Raw genomic sequence first — 18,685 nt, 5'->3', positions numbered from 1 at the left:
ATCGGGGCGACCCTCCGCCTTGCGATCGCACGCACCAGACGCCGCCGAGCCCGCCCTCCGGGCGGACGGCGCTACTTTCGAAACACGCCCTAGGGCCTCTCGTTCGGATCACGCCGGGCTCGCGCCCCGGTGCCGTGTCGCGCGGCGTCGATTGCCATGGCCTCGCCACGGCCCTTCCTCCGTCGGTGCGAGGCACGGCACCGGGGCCCGCCCACTGACCAGGTCGGATCCGAACGAAGCGCCCGGCGAAGTTTCCGCACTTGACGGACCAACCTATCGAACCAACTGGAGCGTTGACGTGACGACGATGCCTCCCGTCCTCCTGAAGAGCGACGAGCTGTTCGGGGACGACAAGACGGGTCTGCTCTACGACAAATCGAGGGAGATATCCCGGTACCTCCTCATGCACTACGGTGGTGTCGACGACGTGTTCGACCGCCCCCGTCACCCGCTCGCCGAGGCGCACGGCTTCCCGCAGCGCCTCTCGCAGATGCTCAGGGACAGCGCGGCGCGGACCGGTAGCAGAGTGCGGCGGATGCTCGACGTGGGCTGCAACGTCGGGGGCGTCTCCCATGCCCTCAGCGCGTGGGTCGAAGAGCTCGTCGTCGGTATCGACATCAGCCCCCGGTCCATCGAGATAGCACAGACCCTGGCCCGGAGCGGCGGTGGCACCTTCAGCATCGCCGAACTGGGCCCGTTCACCCGTGACATCGAACTCCGGTTGCCGGCCGTCGGTGACCGGGCCGAGGTGCGGTTCGAGGTCGGTGACGCCGGCGCACTCGACGCCTTGCCCGGCGGATGCGATGCCGTCCTGCTCTCCAATGTGCTGGACCGGGTCGACGACCCGGCTGCCTGCCTTGAGCAGTTCTCCGCCACCTCGGACATTCTGCGTCCCGGCGGGCTGCTGATGATCGCCTGCCCGTGGTCCTGGCATCCGGAGTTCAGCCACCCGGGTACGTGGTTCGGCTCGGCCGAGGACCGTACCTCCAGTGAGGACGCGCTGAAACGGCTCCTCAAGGACGGCTTCACCCTCGTCGACGAGGCCGACCAGGCAGCGGTGCTGCGGCAGAATCCACGTGAGTACGACTACTTCGAAGCCCATGTGACCGTGTGGCAGAAGCACTGATCCGCGGCCGCGGGCGGCTCGGCGCCACTGAGGACGTGGCAGGACACCGGGACGAGTGAAACGGCGGCGCCGGTCCTTCGGTCGGCGCCGCCCCCGTGCGAAGACAAGTGATGGATTTCCTACCTGTCAACTAACTGCCATCAGGGGTGACTTACAGCTGTCCAGGCGTGATCCTCGGTCTGATCACTTGGTTTTGAGGACCGTCCGGACCTGAAATGTTGCAGGTCGGCATGATGCTGGGGGTTTGCGTTCCATGTGCGGCATTGTCGGACTGATCTCCTTCACTGACGACCTCTCGCGACGGCCGGACCTGGCCGAGAGGATGCGCGGCGCACTGGAGCTGCGCGGCCCGGACGAGGTGAGCGACTGGTCCTCACCGAGGGCGCTGTTCGTGCCCCGCAGGCTCGCCGTGGTCGACCTGGAAGGTGGACATCAGCCCGCCGTCGCCAAGGACGCGGCCGGGCGTGAGACATTCGTGCTGAGCTACACCGGCGAAGTGTTCAACTTCGTCGAACTGCGGGCGGAGCTGAGCCGCAGAGGACACCATTTCAGGGACCGCAGCGACACCGAAGTGGTGCTCCGCGCCTACCAGGAGTGGGGGGCGGCCTGTGCCGAGCGGTTGCGTGGCATGTTCGCCTTCGCGGTGTGGGACGTCGAGCGCGAGGAACTCGTCCTGATCCGGGACCGGTTCGGAATCTATCCCCTGTTCTACGCGGAGACCCCCGACGGCTTCGCCTTCGGCTCCGAGCCCAAGGCGCTCTTCACGACCGGGCTGACGGACCCGGTCGTGGACCGCGCCGGACTGCTGGAGGCGCTGTCGTTCACGCCGACGCCCGGCCGGTCCGTCTTCCGGCACACTCGCGAGGTGATCCCGGGCGAAGTGGTGCGTTACTCGCGCAACGGTGTCAGCCGCTCCCGCTACTGGACCTTCACCGCCCGGCCGCACACCGACGACCTGGCCACCACCGAACGGACCGTGCGCGAGATGCTGGAGGACATCATCCGGCGCCAGGTGACGGCCGACGTGCCGATCTCCTCCATGCTCTCCGGCGGTCTGGACTCCAGCGCGATCTGCGCGCTGGTCAACCGCTCCCTCGGCGGGGACGAGAAACTGCGCACCTTCTCCATGGAGTTCGCCTACCACCTGGAGAACTTCCGCCCCGACGAGGTGCACGACTCGCCGGACGCGCCCTACGTCGCCAAGATGGCCGCACACCTGGGGAGCGACCACCGCGAGCTTCTGATAGACCGTCACCATCTGGCCGACCAGGATGCCCAGCGAGCCGTGGTGCGGGCCATGGACCGGCCGGCCGCCGGACTCGACATGTACGTGTCGTTGTACCGGCTCTCCCAGGAAGTCCGCCGCTTCTCCACGGTCACCCTCACCGGCGACGGTTCGGACGAAATCTTCGGGGGATACGTCTGGTTCCACGACCCGTACTACGTGAAGTCCCGGACGTTCCCGTGGCTCGGCGCCTCCCACCAGATGGAATTCCTCTCCGGCCTCCTGGACCGCGGGCTCTACGCCGAACTCGACTTCCCCGGCTACGTCGCCGAGCGCTACGAGGAGGCGATCGCCGAAGTGCCCCTCACCGGCGAGGAGTCCGCGCAGGAACGCCGCATGAGGGAGATCACCTATCTCAACATGACCCGCTACCTCCGAGTCATCCTCGACCGCAAGGACCGTCTCGGCATGGCCGCCTCGGTCGAGGGCCGGGTGCCCTTCTGTGACCACGAGCTCGCCGAGTACGTCTACAACGTGCCGTGGGAGATGAAGGTGGCCGACGGGCGCGAGAAGAGTCTGCTGCGCGCCGCCGTCCGCGACCTGCTGCCCCAGCCGGTACTGGAACGCAAGAAGTCCCCGTATCCGACCGTGCAGGACCCGGCCTACCGCACCGTGCTGCGCGAGCAGCTCAAGACGATCACGGAGGACCGTGGGGCACGGGTGAACGGGCTGCTCGACACGCCGCGCGTCAAGTCGGTGCTCACCGACCCGACCTTCGGGTTGCGGGCCGGTGTGACCCGTATGAGCATCGAGGCGGCGGTGCAGATGCACCACTGGCTCGAGTCCGGCGTGCGGGTCAAGCTCTGATGCCGCTGACAGACATGCTCGTCGCCGCCTGCGCGGCCCACAGCAACCGGACCGCGGTGACCGACGACGGCACCGACTACACGTACGCGCAGCTGGCGCGGGCCTCCGCCCGGATCGCGTCGGCGCTGATCGACCGGGGCGCATCTCCGGGGGACGCGATCGGGTTGCTGGCACCACGCGGGTGGTGGCGCTGCGTCGCAGTGCTCGGCATCTGGCGCGCCGGGGCCGCCGTCGTCGCGCTGGACCCGGCACTGCCGCCGGAGCGGCTCGCCCGGATCGCCGTGGGCTCGGGTGCCGCGCTGGTGCTGCGCGACGGTGCCGTACCGTCCGTCGGCACCGGCCCGCACGCACCATGGGCCGAGATCACCGTCCAGGACCTCCACCGGACCGCGGACGACGGCCCTCGGCCCACGCTGACCGGTCCGGTCGCCTACGCCGTCGCCACCTCGGGCTCGACCGGTGTGCCCAAGTGCGTGGCGGTGCCGCCCGTCGTCCTGGAGGACCTCGCCGCCTGGCACCTGGACACCTGGGACCGGCCGGAGACCCCCCGCACCACACACACGGCATCGGTCGGTTTCGACGTCGGCTTCCAGGAGCTGGTGACCACCTGGAGCGCCGGGGGCACGCTGGTCGTGGTCGACGACAAGGCGCGCCGGGACCCGTTCCTGCTCGCGGCCCTGCTGGCGGACCAGGCCGTCGTACGCGCGTTCCTCCCGGTGACCTCGCTGCACGCACTCGCCGTGGCCGTCCCCGTGACCGGCCACCGCCTGACGGCACTGCGGGAGATCGTCGTCTCCGGTGAACGGCTCGTGGTCAACGAGGAGGTACGGGCACTCTTCGCGGACCTGGACGCGACCCTGGTCAACCAGTACGGGCCCAGCGAGACCCATGTGGTGACCGAGCACCGGCTGACGCGGCCCCCGGCGCAATGGCCGGTGCATCCTCCGCTCGGCGGCCCCGCCGCGAGGGCGGAGCTGCTGCGTCGGACGGACGGCGTGCTAGCGCCGTTCACCGAGGGCGACGAGGCCGAACTGGTGGTGGCCGGCCGCTGCCTCGCCGCCGGCTACCTCGGCGACGAACGGCTGACCGCCGACAGGTTCCGAGAACTGCCGTACACCGGCGGGGACCGACGGCGCGGCTATCTCACCGGCGACCTGGTCCGGATGGAGGGTGGCCTGCTGCACTTCGTCGGCCGCATCGACGACCAGCTGAAGGTCCGCGGCTACCGCGTCGAGCCGGGCGAGATCGAAGCCGTACTCGCCGCAGTGCCCGGTGTCCGGCAAGCGGCCGTCATCGGCCGGGGCGAGGACCGGACGACGGCCCTGGACGCCTATGTGGTGCCCGACCCCGACCGCCCCGTCGACACCGCGGTGCTGCGCGCTGCCTGCGCGGCCGCGCTGCCCGACTACATGATGCCGGCCCGGTTCGTCAGCGTCGCGGAACTGCCGCTGACGGCCAACGGCAAGGTGGCGCGGCGCGAACTCGGCAACCTCGGGACGGGCCGTGGCTGAGACGCCCCCGACGGCCGCGGCAGCACCCGGTCCCGTACTGGTCCGGCTCTCGCCGGCCCAGGAATCCATGTGGCTGGAGCAGCAGCTGCACCCCTCGGCGATCAATGGCGGCTTCCTGTCGGTGCTCGTCCGCGGTGACGTGACCGCCGCACAGGTGCGGGACGCCTGTCTCGTGGTGTGCGAGGACAACCCGCAGCTGCGCGGCCTGGTCACCGGCGGCTCCGAGGCACGGATGGCTGTCCATCCGGCCCCCGACGTGCTCCAGTTCGAGGAACAGCCGCTGGCCGCGGCGCCGGGTGAGGAGCTCGCCGAGGCGCGCCGCTGGTACCGGGAGAACCGCGTCGGGCCCTGGGACCTCACCACCCGCACACCCATCGCCTTCTCCCTCCTGGACCACGGGGGAGAGCGCCGCACACTGGTCGTCGGCGTGCACCACATCGCCTTCGACGGCCGGTCCAAGTTCGTGTTCGCGCGCCAGTTCCTGCGCGCCCTCGACGCGCTGCGCACGCCCGGCAGCACGCCGCACCGCCCCGACCGGGACCTGCCCGAACACCCCGAGATCGACCAGGAACTCGACCAGGTGCTCCAGTACTGGCTGGCGGCCGATCTGCCGTCGCTGCCCGCCCTGGTGCTGCCCCGGGGCGACGGCGCCGACCCCGGCGAGGAGGTCAGGCCGACCCCCCGCTTCGACCTGCCGGCCGCACACTGCGCCCGGCTCGGAAGGCTCGCCCAGGAGGCCGGGGTCAGCTTCTTCACCGGCCTCGTGGCCTGCCTCGCGGCGGTGCTGCACTCGTACGGCAACACCCGGTTCGTCGTGGGAATCCCGGTGGACACAAGCGTCCCGGAGACCAGGGACCACATCGGCCTCCAGGTCAATGTGGTGCCCTGCCTGATCGAGGTGGAAGAGGACGCGGGCTTCCGCGGCCTCCTGGCGACCGCCGGTCGCGCCCTCGACCTGGTTCGCCGCCACCGCCGGGTACCGTTCGGCTGGGTGCTGCGGGAGCTGCGCCGACGCCATGGGGCGGACGTGAGTCAAGGCGCCTTCGACCGGATCGGGGTGTCCTGCCCCACCGTGGTCCGTGACCTGCAGGAGGTGCCGGGCCTGGAGTTCGACTGGGACTTCTTCGCACCCAACTCCACCCGGTCCTTCGACCTGATCCTCCAGCTCCGGCGGGAGGGCGGCGCGGCCTACGGGCGGCTGGACTTCACTGCGGCGGCGATCGATCCGGCGGCCGCGGCCCGGCTCACCGCCGACTACACCCGCTTGCTGGAGCGCCTCACGGAGCGGCCCGACACGCCGTTGCACCTGCTCGACGAGGGTTACGTACGGGCTCCGGCCCCGACGCGTTCCGGCATCCCCGGTCAGGCCGCTGCCGGGCGGGGTTCCTACCGTGAACTGGCTGCCGCGGCGGCGGGGACGGACGTCTCGCCGGTGATCCACTGCCCCGTCGAGCAGTTCCTGCCGACAGCCGCGATCTCCGCGTTCTCGCGTGCGGGTGGCCGCATCGTCCTCGATGTCGTGGACCCGGCTCTGGGCCGACTCGGCGGCTGTGCCTGGCACACCGACGATCCGTACGGGACGTGGCTGACCGGCCCGCAACCCGGCCTCCGCTTCCGGGTGACGGACCCGGCCGGACGTACGCTGCCGCGCGGCGTCCCCGGTCTGCTCGGGATCCACGGCGATCCGAGGCCCGGCACGTTCCGGGCGTGGATCGACGCGGACGACCGGATCCGTCTCCTGGGCCTCGCCGACCAGGTGCACCACTGGGTCGGCCGCAGCCTCGACCGCACCGAGGCCGAGGCCGTTATCGCGTCGCTGCCGGATGTCCACGAGGCGGCCGTCCTGGTCGAGCCGCAGGCCGGGGGGGCGACTCCCAAGGTGTCCGCGGTGGTGGTACCGGCCGTCGGCACGGATGGTGACCCGCGCGTCTGGCGGCGCACCGTCCGACACGTATGGCCGTCCGGCTGGCCCCAGCCCGCCGTGCACCTCGTCGACCGCCTTCCGCGCACGGCGGCGGGTACGGTGGACGGCGCCGGACTCGGCGCGGAACTCCGGCGCTGAACCGGTCGAGCCCTGTGTTCTGCAGGGGAGTCAGGGACGTGGAGCGTCGAGCCGGGGCCGGGCCCCCTTGCGCCGGTGCGCCGGGCCGCCGTCGTACCGCCGATGCGGCAGCTCAGTCGGCGAGTCCCAGCACATGCAGCTGTTCCTGCGCCTCGGGCAGATCGAACGCGCCGACGGAGGCGCACAGGCCGAGGGTGTGCCGTCCGGCATCGCGCACGCCCGCGACCAGCTCCTCCTCGCGGTAGCAGTCGCGGATCACCTGCTCGGTGTGGTCGGCGGTGAGACCGACCGAGAGCAGGGCGGCGCGGACGGGCCCGAGATCGGGGCGCAGGCAGTCGTCGACGAAGTGCACCATGCTGCACGCCACCTTGCTCCTCAGGGCCGGGGAGAGGCTGGCCCACAACTCCTTGAAGAACCGTGTGAAATAGGAGTGGTGGTGCACTTCGTCACGGACGTGGTCGCCCACCACCTCGCGCACCACGCGGAACACCGACTCGTCCCGCGGTATCTGGGCCAGGAATCTGGTCACCACGGTCTCGAAGGCGACGACCTGGAGCAGATGCGCCAATCGCCGGTGCTCGGGCAGGAACTGATGGGCCGTCCGGTCCAGTCTGGCCATCCGCGGGCCGAAGTCGTACGGCAGCACCGGAGTGGCCGTGACCTTCTCGACCTGCTGGACCACATCCAGGCTGAACAGGGCGTGGTACGCCTCGTCGCTGTAGATCTTGAATGCGTCCAGCCTGGCGTCGGGGCCCACATCGAGGTCGACCTCGCCGTGCGCCACCATCGCCGCCCCCCGGTTGACCACTTTGGTCTCCAGATGGGACGTGAACAGCATGTACTGGTAGAAGTGCTGGGTCAGCAGTGTCCTGCGGCCCTCGGCGCCGAGGTCGGCGAGCCCCTCGTGGTGCAGGTGCGGGACCAGCCGTTCGGGGAAGACCGACAGCCCCGACTCGTGGTCCTCCTCCAGCATCCGGCGGGGGCCGCTTCGCACCCCGGCGCTCTCGTACCAGTCCTTGGCCACCTGGGGGCGTGTCATGACCGTTCGATCCGCGCCGTGAACGCCGCCGCCACCTGCTCCACGGCGGGTGGGGCGAGCACATCGGTGTGCGTACCGGGCACGCTGCGCGAGTCGAGGACGCTGTGCAGACCCTCCCAGCTGTTCGCGAGCGCCTCGGGATATCCGGGCGGGTTGTCCGCGCACAGGAACAGCTGGACCGGCGCGGTGGACGGCACCGGCCTGCACTCGGCGACGAGGCCGAGCAGCCGGCCCCAGTCCTCCAGCATCCCCGCCGCCTGACCGGCGGGCGTCTCGCGCAGCGCGGCCAGGTCGACGCCGAAACGACGCATCAGCAGTTGCTGCTCGGCGGTGGCGCCGAGCACGGTGGTGCCGTCCCGGCGCACCGACTCGGCGAGCACGAACAGCTCGGCACTGGTCACGGACATCCGCTCGGCGTCCTCGGGGGTGCGCTGGGCGAGCGAGTCGAGCAGCGCGACGAGCGCCACGTCATGACCGAGCCGGTCGAGTTCGGCCGCGACCGAGTGCGCCAGGACGCCGCCGAGCGACCAGCCGAGCAGCGCGATGCGCCGGCCGGGCAGCGCGTCGGCCAGGACGGTGGCGTACCGGCTCACCAGGTCCTGGTAGGAGGCATCCTGGGGGTGGCTGCCCGCCACCCTTTCCAGGCCGACGACCTCGATGTCCGACGGGAGGAGGGAGACCAGTTCTCCGTAGCACATGAGGGTGCCGCCCACGGGATGGAGCAGCGCCACCGCGAGGTCGCCGCTGCCGGTGTTCCGATTCCGCAGCCGGACCAGGCCGCCTGCCTCCGCAGCCGTCCCGTCGGACAAGGCACGGGCCAGCGTGGCGACGGTCGGGTTGTTCATGAACACCCCGACACCCAGCGGCCGGCCGAGCTCCTCGGTGACCCGTGCGACCAGCCTCACCGCCAGCAGCGAGTGGCCGCCGAAGTCGAAGAAGTTGTCGTACCGGCCGAGACCGGGCACGCCCAGCAACTCCTCGAACAGGTCGGCCAGTCGGCGCTCCGTCGGCCCCTGGGGCTCCTCGTCCGCCACCTCGTCCGACGGGCTGTCCGGTTCCGGAGGGCCGCTGACGAGAGCGGCCAGCGCGTCGGGATCGACGCGGCCGTCAGCGCCGGTGGGGATCGCCGGGCAGACCACGACCCGCTGAGGAAGAAGGTGAGCCGGCACCCTGGTCTGCAGATGGGCCAGCAGTTCCCGGGCGCCGGGGAGTTCCACTCCGGGACGGGGCGCGGCGCAGGCGACCGTCTCGTGACCGTCGCCCCGCGGGCAGCGTACGAGCGCGGCGGTGAGCACGCCCGGATGGGCCGCCAGGGCGGCCTCGGCCGGATCGCGCCACAGCTCGAAGCCGCCGTCCGGGGCGAACCGGCCCCGTTCGCCGGTCGCGATGGCATCGCCGTCGGCCGGATCACCGGTGTGCACCGCGCCGTAGAAGCCGAGCGGCAACGGCCGCGACCGCTCGTCCAGGACGTACCGGCCCGACTCCGCGGAGAGGGCCAGTACGCGTTCGAGCTCGTCGGTCTCCATCAGCTCCGCGTCGCCGACGGGTGCGTCGGGGGCGGCCAGCAACCCGGTGAGAAGGTGCAGGAGCGCCGCCACCAGACGCTCCACGGTCGCCTTCGCGAAGCGCTGGGCACTGAAGGCGAAGTCGCCCTTCAGCACCCCGAATTCGTGCAGCAGCGTCAAGGTCAGATCGAAGTGGGAGGTCGCCCACGGGAACGGCAGCGGCTCCACCCGAAGGCCCGGAAGGCTCCAGTCCTGCTCCACCTTACGGCGGTTGAAGACCAGCGCGACCTGGAACAACGGGTTGCGGGTGGACTCGCGCGCCGGGCGCACCGCGTCCACCACCGCCTCGAACGGCGTCTCCTGCCGCTGCAGACTCTCAAGAACGGTCCGCCGGGCGGTCTTGAGCAGTGCGGCAAAACTCTGCTCGGGCGCCAGCGTGCTGCGCAGCACGACCGTGTTCTGGAAGAAGCCCACGGTCTCGGCGAACCGCAGGTCGACCCGGCCGCTCATCGGTGTTCCGACCGCGATGTCGGCGGCGCCGGTCCAGCGGTGCAGCAGTACCAGTAGCGCGGCGTGGAAGACCATGAACTCCGAGACCCGGTGGCTGCGGCACACCTCGGCCAGCAGCGCAGCCGTCTTCTCCGGCACGGTGAAGCCCACACGGTCCCCGGTGAACAGACCGTGCTCCTCGGCGATGTGCTCCTCCGGCAGCGGCAGCGCGGGCATCCCGGCCAGCCGGTCGTGCCAGAACGCGAGGCCTGACGGGTCTGGCTCGGCGAGCTGCCCGGCACAGAAGTCCGCGTACTGGTGCTCGGGTCCCGCTGCCGGCAGCGCGGCCGGATCCCCGTAGAGCAGGTGCAGCTCGCCGGCGAGCGCGGTCGCTGCGACCTCGTCGATGATCAAGTGGTGGAAGCAGAGCACCAGCGCGTGGTCGTCGGGGCTCAGCTCCACCACGTCGACCCGCATCAACGGGCCGCTCACGATGTCGAAGGGCTGGGCCGCCCGCTGCGCGGCCTCCTCGGCGGCCCTCTCCGGGTCCGCCCCCGGGAGCCGTGCCCACCGCACCTCGACCGGGGCCGCGGCCCCGGCGGAGTGGATCAGCTGGAGTACCTGACCGTCGCGCTCCTCGACGGTGAGGCGCAGCGCCTGGTGCCGGGACTGCAGCACGTCCACGGCGCCGCGCAGCCGCTCGCGGTCGAGTCCGCCACGCACCCGCAGCACGATCGGCACGTTGTACACCGCGCTGTCCGGAGCCAGGCAGTGCAGGAAGTACACACCTCTCTGCTGCGGTGTCAGCGGCAGAGCCACGGGTGCGGTCGTCACGGTGTCTCCATCGGGTCTCTGAGGGGGTGGCTGTGTCCGGGACCGGTGCGGTCCGGGCGCGAGGCCCGTCAGTCGGCCGCCGCGGGCTCGGTCACACCGGCCGCGGCGGAGGGCACCTGGCCGGCATCCTCGAAGCCGCGTACCCGGAGGGCCAGATAGCAGGCGCTGGCGCCGATCAGCACGACCATGACCGCCAGCAGGATCCGGTAGTCGACGGTCGCGATCAGCGCCGCGCCGGTCGCCACGGACAGCACCTGAGGGGCGGTGGCCAGCATGCTCGCGGCCGACGCGACACGTCCCTGCAACTGCGCCGGGGAGTTCCGCTGCACCGAGGTGTAGAGGCCGACGACCGCACCGGGGGTGCCCAGACCCATCACGAACACGCCCAGCAGGGCCGGGCCGACCCCCGGCAGCACCAGAACCGCACAGCCGAGGGCCATCATGCCGAGCCCGCACACGGTCAACAGCCCTTCCCGGCCCGGCCCCACCCGCTTGAGCACCCGCATCCCGGCCAGTCCGCCGAGCACCGAACCGATGCCCTTCGCGACGGTGAGCACACCGACGAAGGCCGCGCTGCGGTGCAGGCCCTGGTCGGCGACGGCGTAGATCACCGTCTCGATGAAGCCGAAGCCGAGCAGCCCGCCGCCCATGGCGATGGAGACCGCCCGCAGCCGTGGCGTGCGCACCAGATGGCGCATACCGGCGAGCAGCTCCTGCGGCAGTCTGCCGTCCGGGCGCTGGGGCTTGGGCTCGTCCACCCGGACCGCGAGCACGCTGAACGCGCAGAACAGGAAGGTGACCACTTCGAGCCCGGCCACCGCGCGGGGGCCGATGCTGACGTACAGCGCCGAGCCGACCGCGGGTGCGACGAGCATGCCGCCCTCCTGCATGGTCCGCAGCAGTGCGTTGGTGCGTCCCAGGTCGTCGCTGTGCACCAGATGGGTGAGGAGGGCGCTGCCCGCCGCGTTGTGCATGCCGACGCCCAGACCGATGCCGAACAGCACCAGGTAGAGCAGCCATGCCTGCCCCTCGTCGTGGACGAGGAAAGCCAGACAGACCCAGCCCGCCAGTGCGAAGTTGAGCAGTGCGATCAGCGACCGGCGGCGGAAGCGGTCCACGATCAGGCCGAGGAACGGGGCCCCCAGGCGAGGCCCCACGTAGGCGGCGAAAGCCAGTCCGGCCATGCCGTTCGACCCGGTGAGGTCCTTCATCCAGACGCCGAGAGCGATCCACAGGGCGGCGTCGCCGAAGAGGGAGACGCTGGTCCCGGCGATCCACAGGCGCACGTCCCGTTTTCCCGGCTCGCGGGCGGCAGGCGCCTCAGATTCGGTCCGCATGCGCCTTCTCCAATTCCGCCGCGAGTTCCGCGACCGTGGGGTTGTCGAACACCATCAGCAGCGGGACCTCGACCCCGAGCCGCTCCCGCAGCAGCGCACTCAGCCGTGCCGCCACCACGGAGTCGCCGCCGAGATCGAAGAAGTCGTCCTCGGGGCCGATCCCGTCGATTCCGAGCACCTCGTGCCAGACCTCCCCGACGGTGCGGAGCAGCCCCTCCCGCGTCTCAGACATAGTTCTCCTTGCGTCGCCAGTCCGGGGCCGGCAGCGCGGGCCGGTCGACCTTGCCGTTCGGGGTGATGGGGAGGGCGTCGACCACGGCGAACACCGTCGGCACCATGTACTCGGGCAGCTGTTCGCGCAGGTGCGCGCGGAGCGCCTTGCGGTCGAGCGGATCTGTGGTGGTCAGCCATGCCACCAGTTTGGGGTCGCCGACCAGGTTGTCGCGGATGCCGACAGCGGCCTGGCGCACCTGCGGGTGGGCGGTCAGCAGGTTCTCGATCTCGCCGGGCTCCACGCGGTGTCCGCGCAGTTTGAACTGCCCGTCGATGCGTCCCAGGAACTCCAGCGCGCCGTCGGCCCGCCGGCGCGCCAGGTCTCCGGTGCCGTACCAGGTGACACCGGCGGCGTCCGGGACGAACCGCTCCGCCGTGAGGTCGGGACGTCGCCAGTAGCCGTGCGAGACGCCGGACCCGGCGATCCACAGCTCGCCCCGGGCGCCCTCGGGAACAGCCGTCCCCGACTCGTCCCGCAGTTCCGTCCGCGCTCCCTGGACGGCCACGCCGATCGGCACCGAGTGCGTGAACTCCTCGTCCGGGGCGATGCGGTGGCACGCGGAGAAGGTGGTGGCCTCGGTCGGCCCGTAGCCGTTGACGATTTCGAGGTGCGGGGCGGCCGCGCGGAGCTTGCGTACGTGTTCCACGGACAGTACGTCCCCGCCGGCGAGGACCACCCGGGGGCCGCTCAACGACTCCGGGGAGAAGTCGATCTGGCGGTGGAACAGTGCGGCGGTCAGCCACAGCACGCTGATCTGCCGGTCGCGCAGGAGCGCGCCCAGCTCCGCGGGACCGACCGGAGAGGCGGGCGCCAGCTCCAGTCTCGCGCCGTTGAGCAGGGCGCCCCAGATCTCGAAGGTCGCCGCGTCGAAGGCCGCGGGGGCGAGTTGGAGCACATGGTCCGCGGGACCCAGCGTGACGTAGTTGGGCGCGGTCACCAGGTTCAGTACGGCCCGGTGCGGAACCATGACGCCCTTGGGCCTGCCGGTCGATCCCGACGTGTACATCACGCAGGCGAGATCCTCCGGATCACCGGCAGGGAGTCCGGTCAGCGCGGAGCCGGCCCGTCCCTCGGTCCCGGTGCGTTCGCGGAGCACCGCCACGTCCTGCTCCGCCAGCAGCGCGGCCCCGTCCGAGTCGCACAGCGCCAGCGCGACCTCCGCGTCGGCGAGAATTCCGGCCAGCCGGGCCGGAGCCTCACCGAGGTCGACCGGCAGGTACGCCGCACGGGCCTTGAGCACCGCGAGCAGGCTGACCACGAGGCCCACCGACCGCTGCGAGCACACCAGGACGCGATCGCCGGGACGGACTCCGGCCGCTGCCAGGTCGTCGGCCAAGTCATCGGAACGGGAGTCGAGTTCGGCGTAGGTGAGCCGTTCAGTCGCCGTCGACACGGCGACGTCGTCGGGGCGGAGTGCCACCTGCCGCCGGAAGGCCTGGGGGATCGTCATCGGCTCGCCACCGGGCCCCCGCTCGCCGCGGCGTGATCGCGGAACAGGCGGAGCCGGTCCTCGCCGATCTGCGCCCGCAGCCCATGGTCCGCCACTCCCTGTCCTTCGGCGGTGGCCAGGTTGAGCAGGCCGACCTTTCCCTCGTGGGCGTTGAGCTGGACCGAACGGGTGGCCTCCGGCGCCTCGTCGAGCGTGTAGACACGCGACAGGGTCGGTACCACCATGCCCAGACGCATCAGCCGGTTCGCCTCCCAGGCCTCGTCGACGTTGGCGCCGTGGCTGCCGACGATCCGCTTGAGCTTCATCCACAGGTAGCGGTTGTCGTACGCGTGCTGGTAACCGCTGCTGGATCCGCAGGTCACCACAGTGCCGCCGCGCCGCACCACGTTCACCGATGTCTCGAAGGTGGCCTTGCCGACGTGCTCGAAGGCGACGTGCGGATCCTCGCCGAGTTCCTTGCGGATGAGGGACCCGAGGGCCTTCCACACGGATCCCGAATCGTCGCCGTCGTCGCCGAGGCCCACGCTGTTGCGGTCGATGACGAGATGGCAGCCCAGCCGGTCCATCAGGTCGGCCTTCCCGGGCGAGCTGACCACCCCGACCGCGATGCCGCCGGCCTGACGCACCAGTTGCACGGCGTACGAGCCGAGGCCACCCGCCGCGCCCCAGATCAGGACGATGTCCCCGGCCTTGATCCGGGCGCCGTTGTCACTGATCAGCATCCGGTACGAGGTGCCCAGGCACAGGGTGTTGCAGGCGGCCTCCTCCCAGGACAGGTGCGGAGGCTTGGGCACCAGCTGGGTGGCCCGTACCACGGCGAAGTCGCCGAAGGCACCGAAGTTGGTCTCGAAGCCCCAGGCGAGCATGCCGTTGGTCATCATGCCGTCGCGCTGCGAGACCGGGTCCTGCTCGTCGATGTACGGCGGGTTCACCACCACGTGGTCACCGGGCGACCAGTGCCGCACCGCACTGCCGGTGCGGACCACCACACCGGCCGCATCGGAGCCGACGACCTGGTAGTCGCGGTCGTGGCGCGCGGTCCAGCGGTCCTGGCGGGCGAACTGCTTCAGGAAACGGAACGTGGAGATCGGCTCGTACATGGCCGACCAGACGGTGTTGTAGTTCACGGCGGAAGCCATCACCGCCACCAGGACCTCGTCCGGCGCCAGTTCCGGCATCGGTACCTCACCGACGTGCAGCGTGCGGCGCACGTCCTTGTCGCCGCGCGGTTCGGTGCCGCGGAACAACTGCTCGTCCTCACGGCGCAGATGGACCGCGCGGTAGGACTCCGGAACCTTGCAGGCCATCAGTTCGGCCGGATCGGCGCCGTGCTGGACCGCCTCGATGAGACTCGCCATCAGTGGTACTCCGGTTCGGGATCGTGGTGCGTCAGTCAGGAGGTGGATGCGGCCGGACCGTCGTCGGCCGGGCGCATGGCCGCGCAGAGCTGTCCGATGGTGGCCCGCGCACGGACGGCCTCGACGAGAGCGGGCAGTACATTGCGTCCGGCCAGAGCGTCGGTGCGCAGCCGGCCGAGTTCGGCAGCGCAGTCCGGGCGCTCGACATCCCGCCGGCCCCCGGTCGTGGTGTGCAGCTCGGACTGCAGGAGCTGCCGTTCGGACTCCGACGGGGCGGTGTCGAGGACGCCCACGGTCGGCCCCGGATCCTGGTAGGCGAGCTCCTCGATCTGCCCCTCCAGCCATCCGCTGCGGATGCATGCCGCGATGCCGCCCCGGTCCTCGATCCGCTGCAGCCAGTCGTCGACCTCCTTGCCCACCTCGTCGACCAGGCCCTCGACGACATGGGAACCACCGAGAGGGTCCGCGTAGCGGGCGAGATCCGTCTCATGGGCGAGGATCTGCTGAGTGCGCAGCGCTATCCGGGCACCCAGCGGGCCCGGCGTCTGTACCGCTTCGTCGAAGCTGCACACGTGGAGCGACTGGGTGCCTCCGAGCACGGCGGCGATCGCCTGCACCGTGGCACGGACGATGTTGTTGAGCGGCTCCTGGTAGGCGAGCGCCGAGCCGAAGGTGTTGACCTGGGCACGCAGTTTCATCGCGCGGGGCTCGGAGACCCCCCAGCGGTCACGCATGCGCTCCGCGTACCGGCGGCGGGCGACCCGCAGTTTGGCGGCCTCCTTCAGCACCTCCATGTCGGTCCCGAAGATGAAACTGAACCGGGACGCGACCCGGTCCGCCGGGTAGCCGCGGTCGACCATCCCGCCCAGATAGGCGTCGACGCTCGCCAGCGCGCACGCCACCTCGAGGGCGGCGTCCGCCCCGGCCTCCCGGGCGTGGCCGCCGGAGATGGAGATCGGGTTGACCCCCGGCAGGGAGCGCATGCAGTACTCGACGACATCGAGGCCGTACCGGACGCTGGTGTCCAGGTCGTACACGAAGGCCTTGCGGGCGAGAAACTCCTTCAGCATCTCGTTCTGCAGGGTGCCGCGCAGAGCGGCCGGGTCGACCCCGGACTCCTCCGCGACCACGATCCACATCGCCAGCAGCATGGGCGCCGTGGCGTTGATGGTGAAGGACACCGATACCTGGTCCAGAGGGATCCCCGCGAAGACGGCCCCCAGGTCGTCGACCGTGGCGACGGACACACCCGTGCGCCCCACCTCACCGTCCGCGGCCGGGTCGTCGGGGTCGAGTCCCAGTTGGGTCGGCAGGTCGAAGGCCAGCGAAAGGCCGGTCTCGCCCATTCCGAGCAGATACTTGAAGCGCTCGTTGGTGGATTCGGCGCTCTGCAGCCCCGCCAGCTGCCGCATGGTCCACAGCCGCGTGGTGTAGCCCGCGGGGTGCAGACCGGCGTCATAGGGAAACTCGCCAGGTATGCCCATCGAGGTCAGGCCCGGGCCGCATCGCGCGCGTCGTCGATGAGGTCGAGCACGGACTCGGCGAACTCGCTCAGCACAGGGGTCTCGAAGACGTTGAGCAGCGGGATGTCCACGCCGAACCGGGTGCGCAGCGCCGCCACGATGCGGGTGGCGACCAGTGAGTCCACACCGAGTTCGAGCAGATTGTCCTCGAGGCGGACCTCCGGCAGTTTCAGGATCTCGGCTGTCACGGCCAGCACTTCGGCCTCGACGGTGGCGAGGGTGACCGAGTTAGTTGACATCCCGTCATCCGTTTCTGCCATCTGCTGTGCCTGCGCACGCGTGGCGACCTAGCGCGAAGTCCCTTGCGGGTATGGGTATGTATGGGTCTCACCGCAGATGGGCGGCGTGCCGGGAGCACGCCGCCCAGGTGACACCGGCGATCAACTTAGGATTCCGCCGACGGGTCAGCAAGCGTTCCCGGTGAGAAAACTCGGCATCAACCTGCCACCGCCGACCCCGGCGTCCTGGTGGGGAATCCGACGTTCGGTCAGGAGCCCGAATTCGGCCGCTTTGAGTCCTGCTTCGAAGCGCGTGTTGACGCCCAGGTACTTCAGGATCGCGGCGACATGCCGTCGGTAGGTACGGACGGACACGTTCATCTGCCGCGCGGCGGTGTCGTCCTTCATGCCGGAGCCGAGCAGTCTCAGCACCTGCGACTGGGCCGGGTCGAGCTCTGCGGAGCGGATGGTGTGACAGTGCTGGATCGTGTCCGTGCCGTGGTCCCACAGCTCCTGCTGGTACTGGTGCAGAGCGTTCATGGCCTCGCGGCGGGCCAACAGGGCCTGCGGCTGCCCGCCTTGCGCGGTCGAGTACACGACGGCGAGTTCGGTGTCCGCGAAGGCCAGGTTGGGCAGGGGGCCGGAAGAGGCGCGGATATGGGCCCCCTCCGCCGCGATGCGGGCCATGAGGGCGCGGGTCACGGGCTCCAGGGCGGTGGAGCGGGCAAGTAACAGTCGCAGGCCATGGCCGTGTCTGAGTACCTCGGTGCGGACGATTCGCGAGAGGTTCGAGGCCGGCCGGTTGATCGTCTCGACAGCGAAGTGCCCGGTCAACTGCACACTCCCACGGCGACGGGGCAGCTCGGCGAGTGTCTGGTGCAGTATCTCGCAGGCGGTCGCCGGGTCGCAGGTCGTGACCAGTTGGGCGGTCCGCTGGTTGCTCAAGTTCTTTGCATTACCGGGTATTTCCAAACGCTGCACGACGTTTTCCCCCATCGAGACGCCGAGCAGGGGGTGAGACTCGGCGTCAATCGATTGTGACCTGGTGGATCGCGGAGTGTGCATCCCCTTCGGCTTGGGCGTGAGCGTAGCGTGCAGACAATTGAAGTCGATGTGACGGTGGTCACATTCTGAAATTCCGGGTCCCGGAAACAATCCGCACCCGGCGCGCCCTCCTTGCGGAGAGTGACCAGGTGGGAGGGGCTTCGGGAGGTGAAACGGGTGCCGGCCTCCACCGGCAGTCGGGCAGGGGGAGGGGTGAGGGAATGATCTTGCCTCTTCCATCGGCATGCGCTGTAGCAAACAACTGACATGTCGTTCGGTCGATTCGTATTTCCCTCCATAAAGTCCCGGCAAGAGGGGCTGCTCATGAAGTCCGTGATGTTATGGGTCAATCCGGCGCTCGTTCCACCGGTCGATCATGGAAGGACCTTGCGCCGTGGGCATCGGCACCGCCATTCCACCGAAGGTGGCTCCGTACCGACTCGTCCCCGGGTGTGCTGCGTTGCACCTCGACACGGCGAGGGCCGGCGTGGCCCCCTGAGGTGTTCGCGAGGGTGCGCCCACGGCTCTGATCGACCTTGCCGTGGGGCAGGGGACTTCCGCTACGGAGTGTCGCCCCCGTCGGCGCGACGGCCGGACGGCCGCCTTCGCTTCGGCCGGGGCCGTGGACCTGTCACTGCGCATCGGCCGGCAGGTCGGCGTCCGGAGCAGTTGCACGTCCTCGAGCCCGGCACTGCAACCGGCGCCGGGGGTCAAGCAGGCCGATACACCTAGTAGTGCTTGGTCATGTTGGTGCGGGGTCTGGCATGTCGCGATGACAGGTGGGGCAGGCGCCGGTCCAGGTCGCGAGGAGTATCTGCAGCTC

General features: G+C 70.4%; 13 protein-coding genes. 4 read left to right on the top strand and 9 right to left on the bottom strand.

Features of this window, described 5'->3' with window-relative positions:
* The first annotated feature begins 307 nt into the window (after positions 1-307).
* The 4 genes from ACFVXE_RS36945 to ACFVXE_RS36930 all read left to right on the top strand — a co-directional run bounded on the left by ACFVXE_RS36945 (position 308) and on the right by ACFVXE_RS36930 (position 6,791).
* Positions 308-1,126 (top strand): class I SAM-dependent methyltransferase, encoded by an 819-nt coding sequence (locus ACFVXE_RS36945; protein ID WP_389677950.1) that lies wholly within the window; start codon positions 308-310, stop codon positions 1,124-1,126.
* A 253-nt stretch (positions 1,127-1,379) separates the two neighbouring features.
* A complete protein-coding gene (gene asnB / locus ACFVXE_RS36940) occupies positions 1,380-3,218 on the top strand; it encodes an asparagine synthase (glutamine-hydrolyzing) (protein ID WP_389677948.1) in 1,839 nt (612 codons plus the stop codon).
* Entirely contained in the window at positions 3,218-4,729 is a 1,512-nt protein-coding gene (locus tag ACFVXE_RS36935; protein WP_389677946.1) for an AMP-binding protein, read from the top strand. The genes asnB and ACFVXE_RS36935 overlap by 1 nt, the downstream gene beginning before the upstream one ends.
* On the top strand, positions 4,722-6,791 hold the full coding sequence (locus ACFVXE_RS36930) for a condensation domain-containing protein (RefSeq protein ID WP_389677944.1): 2,070 nt from the start codon (positions 4,722-4,724) through the stop codon (positions 6,789-6,791). Before ACFVXE_RS36935 ends, ACFVXE_RS36930 begins: the two co-directional genes overlap by 8 nt.
* A 112-nt stretch (positions 6,792-6,903) precedes the next feature.
* On the opposite strand, the gene ACFVXE_RS36925 is transcribed toward ACFVXE_RS36930, so the two are convergent.
* From ACFVXE_RS36925 to ACFVXE_RS36885, 9 genes are all read right to left on the bottom strand, one after another.
* The gene (locus ACFVXE_RS36925) at positions 6,904-7,830 is read right to left on the bottom strand and encodes a diiron oxygenase (RefSeq protein ID WP_389677942.1); all 927 of its coding nucleotides are present in this window, start codon (positions 7,828-7,830) and stop codon (positions 6,904-6,906) included.
* Entirely contained in the window at positions 7,827-10,658 is a 2,832-nt protein-coding gene (locus tag ACFVXE_RS36920) for a condensation domain-containing protein (RefSeq protein ID WP_389677940.1), read from the bottom strand. The genes ACFVXE_RS36925 and ACFVXE_RS36920 overlap by 4 nt, the downstream gene beginning before the upstream one ends.
* A gap of 68 nt (positions 10,659-10,726) precedes the next feature.
* Positions 10,727-11,995, bottom strand: a complete 1,269-nt coding sequence (locus ACFVXE_RS36915; RefSeq protein WP_389677938.1) for an MFS transporter — start codon at positions 11,993-11,995, stop codon at positions 10,727-10,729.
* Complete coding sequence (locus ACFVXE_RS36910) at positions 11,979-12,227, bottom strand: phosphopantetheine-binding protein (RefSeq protein WP_389677937.1); 249 nt, start codon at positions 12,225-12,227, stop codon at positions 11,979-11,981. The genes ACFVXE_RS36915 and ACFVXE_RS36910 overlap by 17 nt, the downstream gene beginning before the upstream one ends.
* A complete protein-coding gene (locus tag ACFVXE_RS36905) occupies positions 12,220-13,719 on the bottom strand; it encodes an amino acid adenylation domain-containing protein (protein WP_389677935.1) in 1,500 nt (499 codons plus the stop codon). Before ACFVXE_RS36905 ends, ACFVXE_RS36910 begins: the two co-directional genes overlap by 8 nt.
* A complete protein-coding gene (ccrA, locus tag ACFVXE_RS36900) occupies positions 13,716-15,077 on the bottom strand; it encodes a crotonyl-CoA carboxylase/reductase (protein WP_389677933.1) in 1,362 nt (453 codons plus the stop codon). The genes ACFVXE_RS36905 and ccrA overlap by 4 nt, the downstream gene beginning before the upstream one ends.
* 35 nt (positions 15,078-15,112) lie before the next feature.
* The gene (locus ACFVXE_RS36895) at positions 15,113-16,561 is read right to left on the bottom strand and encodes a methylmalonyl-CoA mutase family protein (RefSeq protein ID WP_389677931.1); all 1,449 of its coding nucleotides are present in this window, start codon (positions 16,559-16,561) and stop codon (positions 15,113-15,115) included.
* Positions 16,562-16,566: 5 nt separating this feature from the next.
* Complete coding sequence (locus ACFVXE_RS36890; RefSeq protein WP_389677929.1) at positions 16,567-16,839, bottom strand: phosphopantetheine-binding protein; 273 nt, start codon at positions 16,837-16,839, stop codon at positions 16,567-16,569.
* A 165-nt stretch (positions 16,840-17,004) separates the two neighbouring features.
* Complete coding sequence (locus tag ACFVXE_RS36885) at positions 17,005-17,763, bottom strand: response regulator transcription factor (protein ID WP_389677927.1); 759 nt, start codon at positions 17,761-17,763, stop codon at positions 17,005-17,007.
* Between the last annotated feature and the right edge of the window lie 922 nt (positions 17,764-18,685).

This window comes from Streptomyces sp. NPDC058231 (assembly GCF_042882275.1).
Lineage (GTDB): Bacteria > Actinomycetota > Actinomycetes > Streptomycetales > Streptomycetaceae > Streptomyces.
The sequence above is the reverse complement of the archived record's forward strand: the minus strand, read 5'-3'. Positions and strand labels throughout refer to the sequence as shown.